Below are 16,734 nucleotides of genomic sequence, written 5' to 3'. Positions count from 1 at the left end.
ATTGTATTTTAATGTTGCTGTTGCTTGCAAATTTGAACAAATTATAAAAGTGTATTATTTTTTTTCAGTGAATACATAGAAGTAATCTGTGAATCGCACTTGGCAGTCTGCAAACAATCGTTTTAAAGAGGTAAAAAGAAGTGTTTTCAAGATTTGATTACTTTTTATTTTATTTATTTGTACTATGAATAAAATTACACGCGTTATCTTTCAACTCATATTGTGGTTGTTAGTTTTGATTATTATTGGTTTAAACCAAAAAGACATCACTCAATTTTTATTACAAAATCTATTGGCTTATTCATGCCAAGCAATTCTTATTGTAGCACTTATTTATGTGTTGGCTCCCAATTTGCTTTTCAAAAAAAAGTATGTACAATTTGTGCTGTATTCAGTAATTTTAGTAATTGCTGCTGCTTTTATTTCTTCGATGATGACGAGGCCTCATATGGGGTCAGGGATGCCGCCACCGCCTGCAAGAGGGGATAAGATGCTGCCAAGTCCTATTTTTATAAATCTGCTTTTAATCACTGTTTCCTATGTTTTTGCTACTTTCTTAGAAACATTTGCATTTGCTCAAAAAAAGGAGGAAGATTTGATAATTAGTAAAGCAGAAATGATGGAGAACGAACTTAAATTTTTGAAATCGCAGATCAATCCACACTTTTTATTTAACTCTTTAAACAATATTTATTCGCTATCAATGATCGATTCAGAAAAGGCGCAACAAAGTATTTTATACTTGTCAGATATGTTGCGTTATGTTTTATACGATTGTGAAAAGCCTGCGATTGCAATAGAAAAAGAGGTGACTTATATAGAAGACTTCATTCAACTATTCTTATTAAAGAGTAGTAAAAAATATCCTGTTACAACTTCATTTACAATCGAAGATCCGAAGTTACAAATAGCTCCCATGCTTTTAATTCCTTTTGTTGAGAATGCGTTTAAACACAGTAATATACAGAACATTGACGAATCATTTATTGCTATTACGATTCATTCAACAGCAAGTTCTGTTTTATTTTCGATCGAAAACACTTTTAAGAAAGGACCTATAGTTAAAGATAGCGTAGGAGGGATTGGGATTCCAAATGTAAAAAAGAGACTTTTATTGCTTTATCCAGAAGCACATTCGCTAGAGATTACTGAAAATAGTAATACCTTTAAAGTGGAATTAAAAATGGATCTGAATGTATAAATGTGTTATAATCGATGATGAAGAACTGGCAAGGGAGCTTTTAAAAAACTACGTTAGTAAAATTGACTTTCTAGAAGTTGTGGGTTCGTTTGAAAATCCATTAGAGGCAATCTCAATTTTACAAAAGGAGACTGTTCATATTGTTTTTCTGGACATCCAAATGCCAGAAATCAAGGGAACCGACTTTGCTAAATTGATTCCGTCTTCAACTAAAATTATTTTTACTACAGCATATTCAGAGTACGCTTTAGAAGGATTTGAATTGAATGCTATTGATTATTTATTAAAGCCAATTGCTTTTCAACGCTTTTTGCAAGCAGTTCAGAAAATTAAAGGTGAACAAGCACAAGTTATCGCTAATGATACACTTACAATTAAATCTGGATATGATTTTTTTAAAGTAAAACTGGACGACATTACCCACATAGAAAGTGATAGCGAGTATGTAAACTTCTATAGCAGCGGCAAAAAGATTATGAGTTATCAGTCATTAAAATCTCTAGAAAAAACGCTTGATCCATCGCAGTTCATTAGAGTGCATCGGTCTTTTATTGTAAACAAAAGCAAAGTAACAGGCTTAAAAGGGCGTGATTTATTGTTGTCAGACATAATTATTCCGGTTAGTGACAGTTATTATGAAATAGTCAAGAAGGAGCTCTTTGGTTAGGGATGTTCCATAGAGATTAGGAGTTTTTTTATATTAATATGCAATTATTTAGTAAATTTAAATACCACCGTTATAGCCTCTTAGCGAAATAATTGATGTGATTTAACCTGGGTCTATAGGACAACTTAGAGTTTCAAAAACAGTAGTAAACGTTGTTGAATGGAGAATCCTTAATTAATAGATCCTGTAGCGTATTACTGAAAAAAATATAAAACTTGAATTTGCCATTAATATCGGGTTCTTTAATTTATCAAGATAATTTGTATAGTTTTTTCGGTGCCTAAATAAAAAAATCTTTAAATTTTTTATTTTTTAAATAATACATAAAAAACACTTCTTATCAAGTTTTTTCTTTCAAATAAACAATCTAGATCATAATTTATTTTTGTATTATTGTATTTGTATAATTGTGTTTTCGTATCAAATACTACCATGGAAATAACCTTAAAAAAGATTGAAGAATTAGCACCCAATGCGGCGGCGGCAAAAAACGGACAGGAATTGGTGAAGAAAAGTAAGTTTTCTAATCTAAAAATAAATGCCGACAACAATTTAATTTGGGGAGAATGTGCTGGTAGTGGAAAAAATCCGTACTACTGCTCTGCTGATTATATGGAAGCAACTAGCCCCGTTTTTCGTTGCAACTGCCCAAGTCGCCAGTTTCCATGCAAGCATGCTATTGGTTTACTGTATGCTTTTGCCCAAGGAAATGCCTTTGATACTGCCGAAATTCCAGAAGATATCCTTAGCAAACGCAACAAACAGGAGCAAAAGCTAGAGAAAAAAACGCAGGAAAAAGAGCGTGTCAAAGATAAAACAGTAAAGGCAAAGAAAATAAATACAGCTGCTTTTATTAAGAAGATTGATGCTCAGTTATTGGGTATAGATACTGCCAAAAAGATATTGAATAATATGGTCCAAACAGGGCTTTCAGCTATCGATGCCAAAGAAAGGAATGCACTGGTATCACAAGTGAAAGAACTGGGTAATTATTACATTGGCGGCATTCAAACCTCGTTTAATAACTTAATTTTAGAATTGAAAAATGTTCAAAATGAAGAATATTCTACGGTAATAAACGAAATCAACTTTATAACAGCTTTACTTAAAAAAAGTACAGACTACCTTACCTACAGAAAAGAAAACCCTGAAGCCGCCCCAGAGATAAGCTCTGCCATTGAAGAGCAAATAGGCACTATTTGGAAGTTGGCCGAACTCATGCAATATGGACTTTGGGAGGAAAATGCAGCGCTGTTACAACTTTCGTTTAATAGTTTTGATCATCAAGCTCGTAGCGAATTTATAGATGAAGGGACGTGGATAAACTTAAAAACGGGTAAGTTGTATAAAACAAAAAATTACCGTCCATACAAAGCTTCTAAATATATAAAAGAGGACAATACAAACTTTGATGTATTAGAATTGAAGGAATTATTTATTTATCCAGGATCTCAAAACCCAAGAGTCCGTTGGGAATCTGATGCGGTCAAGGAACGCACGGTGTCGAAAAGGGATTTGGAAACAATACATTCCTTTGCATCTACCGACTATGCAGAAACTATTAAAGCTGTAAAAAATGCCATTAAAAACCCATTGATGGACAAAAACCCTGTGGTTTTGATTGCTTTGCAGTATTGTTACCTCAATGGCGAAAAGTTAGTCGTAGTAGATAATAATGAATATAAAATCACCTTATCGGCAAATGAAAGTCTAAAATCTTTCTTACCCGAAAATTCTAAGGGTCTTTCATTACTTGCCATGATGGGTCATAATGTCGAAACAGGTTTGTTGAGCGCCGAACCAATGGCGTTGGTAACTACCGACAAAATAATCCGACTTTTCTTTTAATTTCTTAAAACGACTTCCAATTATGAGATTACAACCTTTATATGATTTACAGCAAGATTTAAACCGATTGTTTATAGCAGGAAGTAAATTTGCCAAGGGAGACCCAAGATTATCAAAACATATTATTGTGTTGAATAAATTGGGTGAAAAGGCTCCTGTGTTCAAAAAAATAGCTAATGATGTCGAGGAATTAATGGCATGTGAGACACCGCAGTCTGCTGAAAAACTCATGGCGACCTCAGTTTTGCTTCATGCGGTTTTATACACGCAAGGCGAATTGGTAGAAACCGACCTAATCGAAACCAAGCAAAATCCGACTATTAGTGTTGAAAAGGTAAATACAAATGCCACATATAGCCAGCTCAGTCCTGTAATCAATGCGTTGACCACTGTGAATCCTGGCCGATTAGAAATCGTAAAAGACGCTTTTGAACAAAATATTTTTGCAGATACTCGTACCTACCAACATCTTGATTTTGCGTTAGCGGATAAGTATGGGGAACTGTGCTATTATGTAGAAAACACAATTATTCCGAGTATTGGTGAACCCATGATTCCTTTTTTGAATAAAGGATTTACTTATGAAGATAAATCGGATAACGCTCGTAGATTTAGGCTTTTAAATCGGTTTGGAGCTTCCAATACATCTGAATTAATCCAAAATATTTTTAAAGAAAATCTACCAATGCTTCAAGCAGAGGCTGTTTATATTTTATCAAGAAATCCAGAAAACGAAAGTTTTATTATTGATCTCGCTAATGACAAACATAAGCAGGTTCGTGAGGCATCTTACATAGGATTGGCAACACTAAATTCAAAACTTAGTTTAGAAAAGCTGAAAAACATTTATCTTAACAATAAAAATAAGTCCGAATTTCAGCCGCTTATAACCGCTTTAGCTTCTTCAAAGCTTCCTTTTTTTTTTACTGAGATATATCAACAAGTACTTTTGGCTTTCGAAGATTTTAAAGCGTTAGAAAAAGCTACAGAAGACAAGGTATTAGTAGCTAAGTTAGATCATTTTATAATGGTCTTAGAAATATTAAAAAATAAAGAAAATAAAGCATCATTACAGTTTTTGGCTGAGGTGATTCAAGACAAGCAATTTAGTACTTTGATTGCTTCTAAAAAAAGTTTGTTAGCTCACAACAGCAACAACGTTTTTTCTATGATTAATGCTATTTTAGATACCTATACAGCTAATGTTGCCTTGCAGTTTTGGGAAGATAACATTTCTAAAATGGCAGACAATAACAGCATTGCGTGGCATCATTATTTTGAAAGAGCTGTAGAACAAGGATATTCAAGAGAAAAACTCTATGATGTATTTTCAGCTGCTTTTGCGTTAGGTGCGATTTCAGTTTATACCTTATATCAAACAGCTTATGACCACGAACGGTACTTTAATCGATATGAAAGTTTGAATACTGCTTTTAATACTAACAAAATTGATCCTCGTTGGCTAGTACCGCTGTATGCTCTTTTTTCTGGGAAAGTAAAATATAGTGTACAAATCGAATATGCTTTGCGAATTATTGATGCGGTGGAACCGAAACCATCTAAAATTTTCAAGTCACTTTTATTAGAAATTTACACCAAATTACAAGCTCAAGAATTGCCAATTGTATTTAAATTGATGATGAAGAATGAGCTTGAAAATAGATTTGAATTGATCTATACTGCTATTGAAAAAAATTCAAAAAATGCCAATCACTATGTTTTTAGAAGATTAGAAGACTGTGATTTTTGGACACATTTCCCAAAAGAGTATGTTGCAAAATTCACCCAGCTTTTCGAAAAAACAAAATCAGACGTCTACCAGTCGATAGCCGCTGAAATTGAAGCAAATACAACCCTAAAATAAGCCAAAAACTACAAGAAAATGATAGAGAATAACCAAGATGCACTACGATTACCAGCCGAATTGCTATATGCTAAAGAACTGGAAGCCTTAAAGCTAGAGGACAAAAATGAAGAAAAACCTACCAGTTGGCAGTTGTCACCTAAGGCTGTTTTAAAATTTGTAATCGGCGGAAAAACAGCTAGCATGGAAATATCTGCAAAATACATTGGGCACAATCGTTTGGTTGAAATTGCAATTGCGACACTCTTAACAGATCGCTCTTTGTTATTAATAGGAGAGCCAGGTACTGCAAAATCTTGGCTTTCAGAAAATTTAACGGCTGCTATCTGTGGAGATTCTGCTAAGGTTATTCAAGGAACCGCAGGTACCAGCGAAGAGCATATCCGGTATGGGTGGAACTACGCATCTCTTATTGCGCACGGGCCATCAAACGAAGCTTTGTTAAAAAGTCCTATTTATCGAGCTATGGAAACAGGTTCGGTTGCTCGATTCGAAGAAATTTCAAGGTGTGCGTCAGAAGTGCAAGATGCCTTAATTTCCATCATGTCCGAAAAAACAATAGCGATTCCTGAATTGACCAAAGAAATATCGGCACAGCGAGGGTTTTCTATCATCGCTACCGCCAATACCAGAGACCGTGGTGTGAATGATATGTCTGCGGCACTCAAACGCCGTTTTAATATTATAATACTACCTGCTCCAGCAACTTTAGAAACCGAAATTTCGATTGTTACTAAAAGAGTTGCCGAAATTTCGAGTAATTATCGTCTAAAAGCATCGCTTCCAAGTCAAGATGCAGTCGAGAAAATAGTGACTATTTTTAGAGAACTGCGATCTGGTGCCACATTAGATGAAAAACAAAAGCTAAAGTCACCAAGTTCTGTAATTTCTACAGCCGAAGCTATTTCGCTTATTACCAATAGCATGGCTTTGGCAGGGAGTTTTGGTTCAGGAACAATAAGTGATGAAGATTTGGCTGCTGGACTTCAAGGTGCTGTGGTAAAAGACGAAGACAAAGATAAAATGGTTTGGAAAGAATACCTCGAAAACGTAATGAAAAAACGTGGTGCATCGTGGAGGGGATTATACAATACTTGTAGTAACATGAATGGATAATGATAAATAAGGTAAATATCTTTGGAGTTCGACACTTATCTCCAGGTGCAGCCTATCATTTGATTCAATTTTTGGACGAAATAAATCCAGATTGTATCTTGATAGAAGGACCTGCCGATGCGACTGATTTATTGATTAATTTGGTTAATAAAGACGTTAAACCACCTTTAGCTTTGTTGGCTTATACTACTGAATTCCCTATTGAAACGGTGCTGTATCCATTTGCAGATTATTCGCCGGAATACCAAGCAATAAAATGGGGTTTAAATAAGAAAAAGGAGGTGCGTTTTATAGACCTACCTTCGGATATATTACTAAAATTAAAACAAGCCAAACAAAATAATGTCGAAAAGGCCGACGCTTTCTATCAATTTCACAACGATTTGTATCAAAAAGTTGCCCTTGAATCGAACGAAGACGATTACGAAAGTTATTGGGAGCGAAATTTTGAACATAATCTTAATACAAATAGTTTTCGGGATGGATTGACTTTGCAATCTACCGAAATGCGTACCATGGTCGCGGATCGAGAATTAGAAGCTGCACCTTATGACTATTCCTATAATTATGTTAGAGAGTCCTATATGCGCATGGAAATTAATAAGGCTATTGATGAAGGATTTAAGCCCGAAAAAATAGTTGTGCTCGTGGGTGCATATCATATTGCAGGGATTAAATCTAACTTGCCACCTATGTCTGCTGACGAGTTAAAAAACATTCCACGTGTTAACACAAAGGTGACATTGATGCCCTATTCTTATTTCCGACTCAGCAGTCGCACAGGCTATGGAGCAGGAAACAAAGCCCCATTTTACTTTGAACTCATGTGGCAAGCGATGCAAAATCAAAGCTTGAGTGATTTACCAGCAGTTTATATGTCAAAAATTGCCCAAGAAATGCGTGGCAAAGGTAATAATGCCTCTTCTGCTAGTGCCATTGAGGCTGTACGGTTGAGTTTGGCACTTACGGCCATGCGTTCTGGGTCATTGCCGGTACTAAAAGATTTACATGATGCTGTGATTACCTGTTTTGGTGGTGGTGATTTGGCTACTGTTGCTGAGGCAATCAATTTGGTCGATATTGGCACTAGTATTGGGTTTCTGCCTGAAGGTGTTAGCCAGACTCCTGTTCAAGAAGATATGAATCTGGAACTAAAAAGGCTTAAATTAGTATCTTATAAATCTACTATTTCCCAGGAAATTAGTCTTGATTTACGAGAAAATATTAAGGTCAAATCGGTAGAATCGGCTTTTATAGACCTCAGTCGTTCTACTTTTTTCCATCGATTAAAAGTATTAAATATTCATTTTGCCGAGCCGCTTCGAGCTACACAAGACCGTGCCACTTGGGCTGAAAAATGGATTCTTTGCTGGACTCCCGAAGTAGAGATAGAAGTAGTAGAAGCCAACCTAAAAGGGGAAACCCTCGAAATTGCTGCAGCTTATGAATTGAAAGAGCAACTGAATAATTGCACTGATATTTCGTTGGCGGCTCGTATAATTCGGGATGCTTGCGAATGCAATTTGGTTACTATTTTTGATAACGCCCTGAATATCTTGCAACATTTATTAGTAGAATCGGATAACTTTAAAGAAACCGCACAGGCAGCTCGAGAACTATCCGTTTTAATTCAATACGGCAACATTAGACAGTTCGATTTAGAACCACTCGTACCTATTTTGCAGCAATTGTTTTTGCGAGCAACTTTGTTAGTTGTAGAGGCTTCATCTTGTGATGACAATGCTTCTAAAACTGTAGCACAAGCTATAAATGTTATGGAGATTATTTCGCAAGAACTCTACGAAACTGTGGATGCTGACTTATGGCAAAAAGAATTAGAAAAACTAGCTTGGCGTAATGATTTGAATACCAAACTTTCGGGCATTGCATTTTCTATTTTATTAGAGCATAATATGGTTTCGGAAGAAGCCTGTGCCAATGAAGTTTCTCGCAGATTGTCACCAGGGATTCCTGCTGATATTGGGGCTGGATGGTTCGAAGGTTTGTCAGGTCGCAATCGATATGCTTTGCTTTCGAGAGTATCACTTTGGAAAGAATTGGATCGCTATGTACAGGGCTTAGATGAAGAAGATTTTTACAGATCGGTAGTTTTTCTGCGACGAGCTTTTGGAGAATTTGAAGCCAATCAAAAAAATAGTATTGCCGAATTATTAGGGGATATTTGGGGTACAGGCATTGAGGCCACAGCAGAATTATTGTTAGAAGATTTAACTGAATCGGAAACCCAAAAATTAGACGAATTGAATGATTTTGAGTTCGATTTTTAAAAAGTAATGATTAGAAAGTATAGGTGTTATTATGAATGAAACCAAACCACAAAACCGCTGGCGATTGATATTGGGGGAAGATACCAAAAGCTTCGAAAAGGCCAATTTATCCGAAAAGGAAACTATTATGGATTTGGCTTTATCGGCAATTTACAATGGTAATTCTGGTGAAAAAGGTACGGGGAAAGGTGCTGGAAAAGGAGCATCAATGCCTAATCTTGCCAAATGGCTTACAGATATTCGTACTTTTTTTCCTCCAGATGTGGTTAGTGTTATTCAGGCAGATGCTATTGAGAAAAAGGGTTTGACTAAACTCCTTTTTGAACCCGAAACCTTAAAACATGTAAAACCCGACCTTTCTATGGTGGCTACCTTGATGGCGCTAAAAGGACAAATACCCGAAAAGTCTAAGGAAACTGCTAGAGAATTGGTTCGTACTGTAGTTGATGAGATTATGAAACGATTGGAGCAAGATTTGCGTCGAGCGGTAACGGGTGCATTGAATAAAAAAGAGCATTCTCCTATAAGCAATGCATCGGCAATAGATTGGAAACGAACGATTGCTCGAAATATAAAAAACTATGATCTTGCTAGCAAGCGAATTGTTCCAGAGAAATTCTATTTCTACGAACGCAATCAACGACAAAAAAGTTGGACGGTAATTTTGGATATAGATCAAAGTGGTTCTATGGCCGATTCTATCATCTATTCGTCGGTGATGGGATCTATATTTGCTAGTATGCCAGCACTAGAAACACATGTAGTCGCCTTTGATACCGAAGTAACTGACTTAACCGAACTCTGCCGTGCTGATCCAGTAGACATGCTATTTGGAGTACAATTGGGTGGGGGTACTGATATCAATAAATCAGTTTCTTATTGTCAAACTTTAATAGAAGATCCAAAAAAAACAATTTTTATTTTAATCTCTGACTTATACGAAGGTGGTGTGCGAAAAGGACTGTTGCGTAGGCTAAATGAGATGCACGAAAACGGTGTGAAAGTGATTACGCTACTAGCGTTATCAGACCAAGGAAAACCTGATTATGATGTACAATTGGCCAAAGAAATTGCTAAGTTAGGAATTGCTTGTTTTGCTTGTACACCCGACCGTTTGCCTGAGTTAGTAGAATGTGCCATCAAAGGCATAGACCTAAAAAGATTTGAAGAGAAGAAGGTTAAGTAGGTATTTGCTAATTCCTACAAGAACCAGTTTTTTATATTTTAAGTAGGTAGTAGAAAAAATCTCCAATTGATATGTAAGCTAAAATTGTTCTTGTACACTTTTGATTCTGGTAGTCGTTGCCAACAGATATGCACCTATAAGACCATCTGTTAAAAATACTCATCATATTGAGTAATAAAAAAAAGCTGTCTCGAAAATCGCGAGACAGCCCTTCGATAAGAATATTGTAATGCTATAGATTAGCTACTAACCAATCTCCCACATCGCTTGTTTTATAAGCTGTAGCTCCTTTTACAACCAAATCTTCGGTGACAATTCCTTGTTCTAGAGATTTGTTTACTACTGCTCTAATTGCTGCCGCTTCTTCAGTTAAACCAAAGGCATCTTCAAACATCATTGCTGCTGATAATACAGTCGCTAACGGATTTGCAATATTTAAACCTGTGGCTTGTGGGTAGGAGCCGTGAATAGGTTCGTATAACGAAGTGTGCTCACCTACAGAAGCAGAAGGCATTAAGCCCATTGATCCTGAAATTACCGATGCTTCGTCAGTTAAAATATCTCCAAACAAGTTTTCTGTAATTAGAACATCATATGAGTTTGGCCATTGAACTAATCGCATCGCCACAGCATCTACAAACTCGTAGCTTACTGTTACCTCAGGGTAGTCTTTTTCCATTGCTTGCACTGTTTCTCTCCACAATCTTGATGTTTCAAGTACGTTAGCTTTATCAACACAACATAATTTTTTAGAACGTGTCATTGCTAATTCAAAACCTTTTTTGGCTAAACGCTGTACTTCTACTCTTGTGTAAACACAATTATCAAAGGCCGTTTCTCCACCATCTCTTCTTCCTTTTTCTCCAAAGTATATTCCTCCGGTTAGTTCTCTTAAGAAAACCAAATCAGTTCCCTCAATACGTTCTCTTTTTAAAGGTGAATTGTCAATTAAAGAAGGAAAAGTAAAAGTAGGTCGCACATTTGCAAACAAGCCTAATTTTTTACGCATCAATAATAGTCCTTGCTCAGGACGAACCTTGGCTGTTGGGTCATTATCATATTTAGGGTGGCCAATAGCGCCAAAAAGTACCGCATCTGCAGCCATACAAATTTCATGTGTTTCATCAGGGTAAGGAACGCCCACCGCATCAATAGCGCAAGCTCCTGTAAGTGCCTCAGTCCAAGTGATTTCATGATTGAATTTTTTTGCAATTGCATCCGAAACTTTTACCGCTTCATTGATTACTTCTGGTCCTATTCCGTCTCCGGCTAAAAGTGCTATATTTAATTTCATAAGTATTTGTTTTTTGTTTCAATTCTTAAAAGTATCTAAGTTACCAAACTTCAGTCGCAATTTCGAAAAGCTTAGAAGCTCAGATTCTTTGTAGCTTAGCTACTTCTTTAAACTACATTCAACATCTTTTGCGTTGCTACTATTGCAGCAACTGTTTGATCAGAATCTAATCCTCGTGTTTTGAATTCTTTTCCGTTGTTTGTCCAGGTGATTACGGTTTCGCATAAGGCGTCAGAGCTACTTCCTGGTGGAATACGTACTGCGTAATCGATTAATTTAGGTAATTCTAAGTTCTTGCTTTTATAGATTTTGCCTAAGGCATTCATAAAAGCATCAAATTGTCCGTCACCTTGTGCATGTTCTTCAATTAATTCACCGTCGATTCGTAGTGATAACGTTGTTGAAGGACGCATTCCTTTAGCGTGTGATAGTATGTAAGACTCCACTACAATTTTTTCTTCGAATATTTTACTGTGCAGAACATCAGAGATAATGTAAGGCAGGTCTTCCTTGGTTACGGTTTCTTTTTTATCGCCTAGTTCGATAATACGTTGTGTAACTAATTTTATATCTTCTTGATTTAATTTTAGTCCTAACTCTTGTAAGTTCTTTTCAATATTTGCCTTTCCAGATGTTTTTCCTAAAGCATATTGCCTTTTTCTTCCAAAACGTTCTGGTAGCAAGTCATTAAAATACAAGTTGTTTTTATTATCACCATCAGCATGAATACCAGCGGTTTGTGTAAAAACATTATCGCCCACAATAGGTTTGTTAGCAGGAATACGATATCCTGTAAAAGCTTCTACTAGCTTACTCACTTTATATAACGAAGGCTCTTTTACATTGATTTCTATCTCAGGCATGAAATCATTGATAACAGCAACGGTGCTTTCAAGCGGCGCGTTTCCGGCGCGTTCTCCCATTCCGTTTACAGTAACATGTAAACCATGAACACCTGCTTTAAGTGCTTCCATTACGTTAGCAATGCTTAAATCATAATCATTATGAGCATGAAAGTCAAAATGAATGTTGGGGTATCTAGCGGTAATTTTAGATAAGTATTCAAAAGTATGTTCGGGTATAAGTACACCTAATGTATCGGGAAGTAATACCCTTTTTACAGGCTGTGTAGCGATAAAATCTAAATACTGAAATACATATTCAGGGGAGTTGCGCATACCGTTACTCCAATCTTCAAGATAAACATTTGTTTCAATATTGTTTTCCTTTGCTAGACTTATCGTTTTTGCAATTTCAGAAAAATGCTGTTCGGGAGTTTTTTTTAATTGATGTGTCAGGTGATTTAAAGAACCCTTAGTCAATAAGTTTTGAACTTTAGCGCCACTTTTTTTCATCCATTCGATAGAAAGACCTCCGTCAACAAAAGTCAAAACTTCGATTCGATTAGTATATCCTTTTTCTTGTGCCCATGACATGATGCCTTTTACCCCTTGAAATTCTCCTTCACTTACTCGTGCCGATGCAATTTCGATGCGGTCTACATTCAATTCTTCTAATAGTAATTGGGCAATGGTTAGTTTTTCTGCAGCAGAAAAAGACACTCCTGAGGTTTGTTCCCCATCACGAAGTGTCGTGTCCATTATTTCAATCTTTCTTTTCTCCATTATCTTATTTCTAAACCAATAGTTTTGAACTATTGTGCGGCTAGTATTCTACTTTTATTTGGAATAAACTCAATGTTATCCCTTCGTAATGCTTTGGTAATCCCTTGTATTCTGGAGTAATTACTCCTAGAAAATCAAAGCCACATTTTTGGTAATACCCTATTAATTCTATATTATCTCCCCAAGTATCCATGCGTAAATAGTGTAGTTTCTTTTCTTTGGCAAAAGCCAATCCCCAAGTCACTATTCTTTTTACCAAGTGTTGTCCTTTGAATTTTGGGTGCGTTACAATTCGATGAAAATATACCGCAGCATCTGCATTTTTTTCTTTCCAAATACTCTCGTCTTGGAATGTGATGGCAAAAACGCAAGCAACTTCATCATCAATAATAATTTTCCACTGCCTGTTTTCTGTTATTTCGTTAAGAACCATTTTGCGGTCAAAACCCATCCAGTGTTTGTGGAACTTGGTTTTTTGATAGGCTACAGCCAAATCATAAAATTCAAAAATGCAGTCTATATCAGCGACGCTACTTGGTTCTATTTTCATCGAAATCACTACTGCTTTTAACGGATAATTAAATTGAAATGTTTAGATCAATTGCTTTTCAGCAAAAGTTACGATGTCTTCTTTGATGTTTTGCAAGTAATCAATATCGTCAAAACCGTTAACCATATTGTTTTTTTTGTATCCGTTGATGTCAAAAGATTCTTTTTCACCAGTCACTTTTAGTGTAATTGTTTGCTCTGGTAAATTGATTTCAAGCTCGGTGTTTGGATCTGCATCTATAGCTTTAAAAATAGAAGCAGCAAATTCTGGGCTTACTTGAACGGGTAAAACACCAATATTCAAACAATTTCCTTTAAAGATGTCAGCAAAGAAAGAAGAAACTACAGCACGGAAACCGTAATCGTAAACCGCCCAAGCAGCGTGCTCACGTGAAGAACCAGAACCAAAGTTTTTTCCTCCCACAAGAATTTTTCCAGAATAGGTTGGGTTGTTTAAAACGAAATCAGCTTTTGGCGTATCGTCTCCATTGTATCTCCAGTCTCTAAAAAGATTATCACCAAAACCTACTCGCTCAGTCGCTTTCAAGAAACGAGCTGGGATTATTTGGTCTGTATCCACATTTTCTATTGGTAGTGGCACTGCACTACTAGTAAGTATATTGAATTTATCGTATGCCATTTTTATATTGCTTTTGGCAGTCAGCTTTGAGCCATGGGCTTTGGGCGGGGACTGCGATATTATTGATTTAACTTAAGTCGTAATTGATAAATTTGTTTTCTTATTTGAATTATTTTGCTAGCTAAACCCTGATGTAGTTCAATGTTTAGATATTTCAAGTCAGAAGTAAGTAATAGTAAATATTCAACTTCAGAACAGGATGCAATTGCAATATTCAAATATCTAGCAAATTCTTTTTCAGAATTAGAACCACAACCTTCGGCGAAATTTGTTGGAATAGAGGATGTTGCTCTTCTCAATTGACTTGTTAATCCAAATAATTCCTCTTTTGGAAATTCTTTTGTAACCTGATAAATTTCAAGTGTGAATAAATGACTATCCTGCCAAACATTGTATTTTCTAAAATCTCTCATAATTATCTGCTTTGAGCTTTCGGCAATCTGAAAAAAGCCCATTGCCCAAGGCTCATAGCTGATTGCTTTCTAAAAAAGATCTCTTGGATCAGTCAATTTCCCAGTAACCGCTGCTGCTGCTGCCATGATAGGAGAGGCTAGCAAAGTTCTTGAACCTGGACCTTGACGACCTTCAAAGTTTCTGTTTGAGGTACTAACTGCATATTTTCCAGCGGGTACTTTATCATCATTCATCGCTAAACAAGCTGAACATCCCGGTTGACGCAATACAAATCCAGATTCTGTTAGAATGTCAAGCAAACCTTCTTCTTTAATTTGTGCTTCGACTACGTGTGATCCTGGAACCAACCATGCGGTTACGTTGTCTGCTTTTTTACGACCTTTTACAATATCAGTAAACGCTCTAAAATCTTCAATACGGCCATTTGTACAACTTCCTAAGAAAACAAAATCAATAGGTTTTCCTATCATCACATCGTCTTCATTGAAGCCCATATATGCTAATGACTTTTTGTAAGTTTCTGCACCACCTTGTACTTGACTAGCTGTTGGGATATTTTTTGAGATACCTATTCCCATTCCAGGATTGGTACCGTAAGTGATCATTGGCTCTATGTCTGCGGCGTCGATATTTAATTCAGCATCAAATACAGCATCATCATCTGTTTTTAATGTTTTCCAGTAAGCGACTGCTTTAGTCCAGTCGTCCCCTTTTGGAGCATACAATCTACCTTCAAGAAAGTCGAATGTTTTTTGGTCAGGAGCAATCATACCGCCACGAGCACCCATTTCGATAGAAAGGTTACAAACAGTCATACGTCCTTCCATAGACATTTCTTCAAAAACATTTCCAGCGTATTCAGCAAAATAACCTGTTCCACCAGAAGTCGTTAATTGAGAGATGATATATAAGGCAACATCCTTTGGTCCCACACCTTTACTTAAAGTTCCATTTACGTTGATACGCATTTTCTTTGGTTTGGGTTGCATGATACATTGTGTTGCAAGTACCATTTCAACCTCTGAAGTTCCAATTCCAAAAGCAATTGCTCCAAAAGCACCATGTGTAGAAGTATGTGAATCTCCACAAACAATAGTTGCTCCGGGTAAAGTAATTCCGTTTTCAGGACCTACCACGTGTACGATTCCGTTTTTAGGATCACCCAATCCCCAGTGCGAAATACCGTATTCGGCAGCATTGTCTTCTAATGCTTTTAATTGATTTGCTGATAAAGCGTCTTCAACAGGTAAGTGTTGATTAATTGTAGGTGTATTGTGATCTGCAGTTGCAAATGTTCTTTCAGGGTATAAAACAGATACATTTCTTGATTTTAATCCTAAAAATGCAACTGGGCTGGTAACTTCATGTATGAAATGACGGTCAATAAAAAACACATCTGGTCCATCTTCAATTTTACGTACAACATGTGCGTCCCATACTTTGTCAAATAATGTCTTACTCATTTTATTAATTTTAAATTGTAATTTTTACAATAGCGGCTCTTCTAGCTTTTGTAATAGAAAACAAAATTAGAAAAAGGGACCAAAGTGTCAATTTCGATATTTCATTTTATACGATACCCAAAGTGTGATTCTATAGCCATGGAGTTCTTTATTTTAGAATCTACATTTAAAGTTCAGAATTAGGATAGTAATTTTTGCTAGAGTAAATATTAGAAAAGCTTTGTTTGTGTAAGTTTTGTTTTTATTAATAGTGTAATTTAAACTTATTTTAATGAATTATTTTTATAAGAAAAATGATTTTGATTCATTATTTTAATGATTTGATAATTAAATATCTTTTAATGATTCAGGTTTGAGGTTTTTGTTTAGAGGTTTAAAGAGACTTTAAATTCCTTTTACTATCTTTTATTTTACCTCATTATTACGACGTTCAAAAAATGATTATCTTTTATTTTTATTTGCTTATTAGGATTTATAATCTTTATCTAGTCTTTGAATACAATTTGTTTTATCAGGGCAGAATGAAAATACGTTTACGGTAAACCGAATAAATAAAATGAGTTAAAATTAGCTATTGTT

At 35.8% G+C, this 16,734-nt stretch carries 13 protein-coding genes; 7 read left to right on the top strand and 6 right to left on the bottom strand.

Annotated features, from left to right (window positions below; translation table 11 throughout):
- The first annotated feature begins 184 nt into the window (after positions 1-184).
- From ACVEGE_RS05645 to ACVEGE_RS05615, 7 genes are all read left to right on the top strand, one after another.
- Positions 185-1,201, top strand: a complete 1,017-nt coding sequence (locus ACVEGE_RS05645) for a sensor histidine kinase (RefSeq protein WP_192499733.1) — start codon at positions 185-187, stop codon at positions 1,199-1,201.
- Entirely contained in the window at positions 1,194-1,868 is a 675-nt protein-coding gene (locus ACVEGE_RS05640; protein WP_192499734.1) for a LytR/AlgR family response regulator transcription factor, read from the top strand. Before ACVEGE_RS05645 ends, ACVEGE_RS05640 begins: the two co-directional genes overlap by 8 nt.
- Positions 1,869-2,300: 432 nt before the next feature.
- Positions 2,301-3,716: an SWIM zinc finger family protein gene (locus ACVEGE_RS05635; protein ID WP_192499735.1), complete on the top strand. Its 1,416-nt coding sequence runs from the start codon at positions 2,301-2,303 to the stop codon at positions 3,714-3,716.
- Positions 3,717-3,738: 22 nt separating this feature from the next.
- On the top strand, positions 3,739-5,580 hold the full coding sequence (locus ACVEGE_RS05630) for a HEAT repeat domain-containing protein (protein ID WP_192499736.1): 1,842 nt from the start codon (positions 3,739-3,741) through the stop codon (positions 5,578-5,580).
- An 18-nt stretch (positions 5,581-5,598) separates the two neighbouring features.
- On the top strand, positions 5,599-6,696 hold the full coding sequence (locus tag ACVEGE_RS05625; RefSeq protein ID WP_192499737.1) for an ATP-binding protein: 1,098 nt from the start codon (positions 5,599-5,601) through the stop codon (positions 6,694-6,696).
- Positions 6,697-6,698: 2 nt separating this feature from the next.
- On the top strand, positions 6,699-8,984 hold the full coding sequence (locus ACVEGE_RS05620; protein WP_192499750.1) for a DUF5682 family protein: 2,286 nt from the start codon (positions 6,699-6,701) through the stop codon (positions 8,982-8,984).
- A 31-nt stretch (positions 8,985-9,015) separates the two neighbouring features.
- Entirely contained in the window at positions 9,016-10,170 is a 1,155-nt protein-coding gene (locus tag ACVEGE_RS05615; RefSeq protein ID WP_192499738.1) for a VWA domain-containing protein, read from the top strand.
- A gap of 232 nt (positions 10,171-10,402) precedes the next feature.
- Here ACVEGE_RS05615 and leuB read toward each other — a convergent pair whose 3' ends face one another.
- The 6 genes from leuB to leuC all read right to left on the bottom strand — a co-directional run bounded on the left by leuB (position 10,403) and on the right by leuC (position 16,155).
- Positions 10,403-11,464: a 3-isopropylmalate dehydrogenase gene (leuB, locus tag ACVEGE_RS05610; protein ID WP_192499739.1), complete on the bottom strand. Its 1,062-nt coding sequence runs from the start codon at positions 11,462-11,464 to the stop codon at positions 10,403-10,405.
- 107 nt (positions 11,465-11,571) lie between these two features.
- Entirely contained in the window at positions 11,572-13,089 is a 1,518-nt protein-coding gene (locus tag ACVEGE_RS05605) for an alpha-isopropylmalate synthase regulatory domain-containing protein (RefSeq protein ID WP_192499740.1), read from the bottom strand.
- Positions 13,090-13,129: 40 nt separating this feature from the next.
- Entirely contained in the window at positions 13,130-13,639 is a 510-nt protein-coding gene (locus tag ACVEGE_RS05600; protein WP_192499741.1) for a GNAT family N-acetyltransferase, read from the bottom strand.
- Positions 13,640-13,681: 42 nt separating this feature from the next.
- Positions 13,682-14,278, bottom strand: a complete 597-nt coding sequence (gene leuD, locus ACVEGE_RS05595; protein WP_173839334.1) for a 3-isopropylmalate dehydratase small subunit — start codon at positions 14,276-14,278, stop codon at positions 13,682-13,684.
- Positions 14,279-14,337: 59 nt separating this feature from the next.
- The gene (locus tag ACVEGE_RS05590) at positions 14,338-14,691 is read right to left on the bottom strand and encodes a four helix bundle protein (protein ID WP_173853725.1); all 354 of its coding nucleotides are present in this window, start codon (positions 14,689-14,691) and stop codon (positions 14,338-14,340) included.
- A gap of 69 nt (positions 14,692-14,760) precedes the next feature.
- Positions 14,761-16,155 (bottom strand): 3-isopropylmalate dehydratase large subunit, encoded by a 1,395-nt coding sequence (gene leuC / locus ACVEGE_RS05585; protein WP_173853724.1) that lies wholly within the window; start codon positions 16,153-16,155, stop codon positions 14,761-14,763.
- Positions 16,156-16,734: the final 579 nt, after the last annotated feature.

This window comes from Flavobacterium sp. PL002 (assembly GCF_054165825.1).
This window is presented reverse-complemented; position numbering and strand designations above follow the sequence as displayed.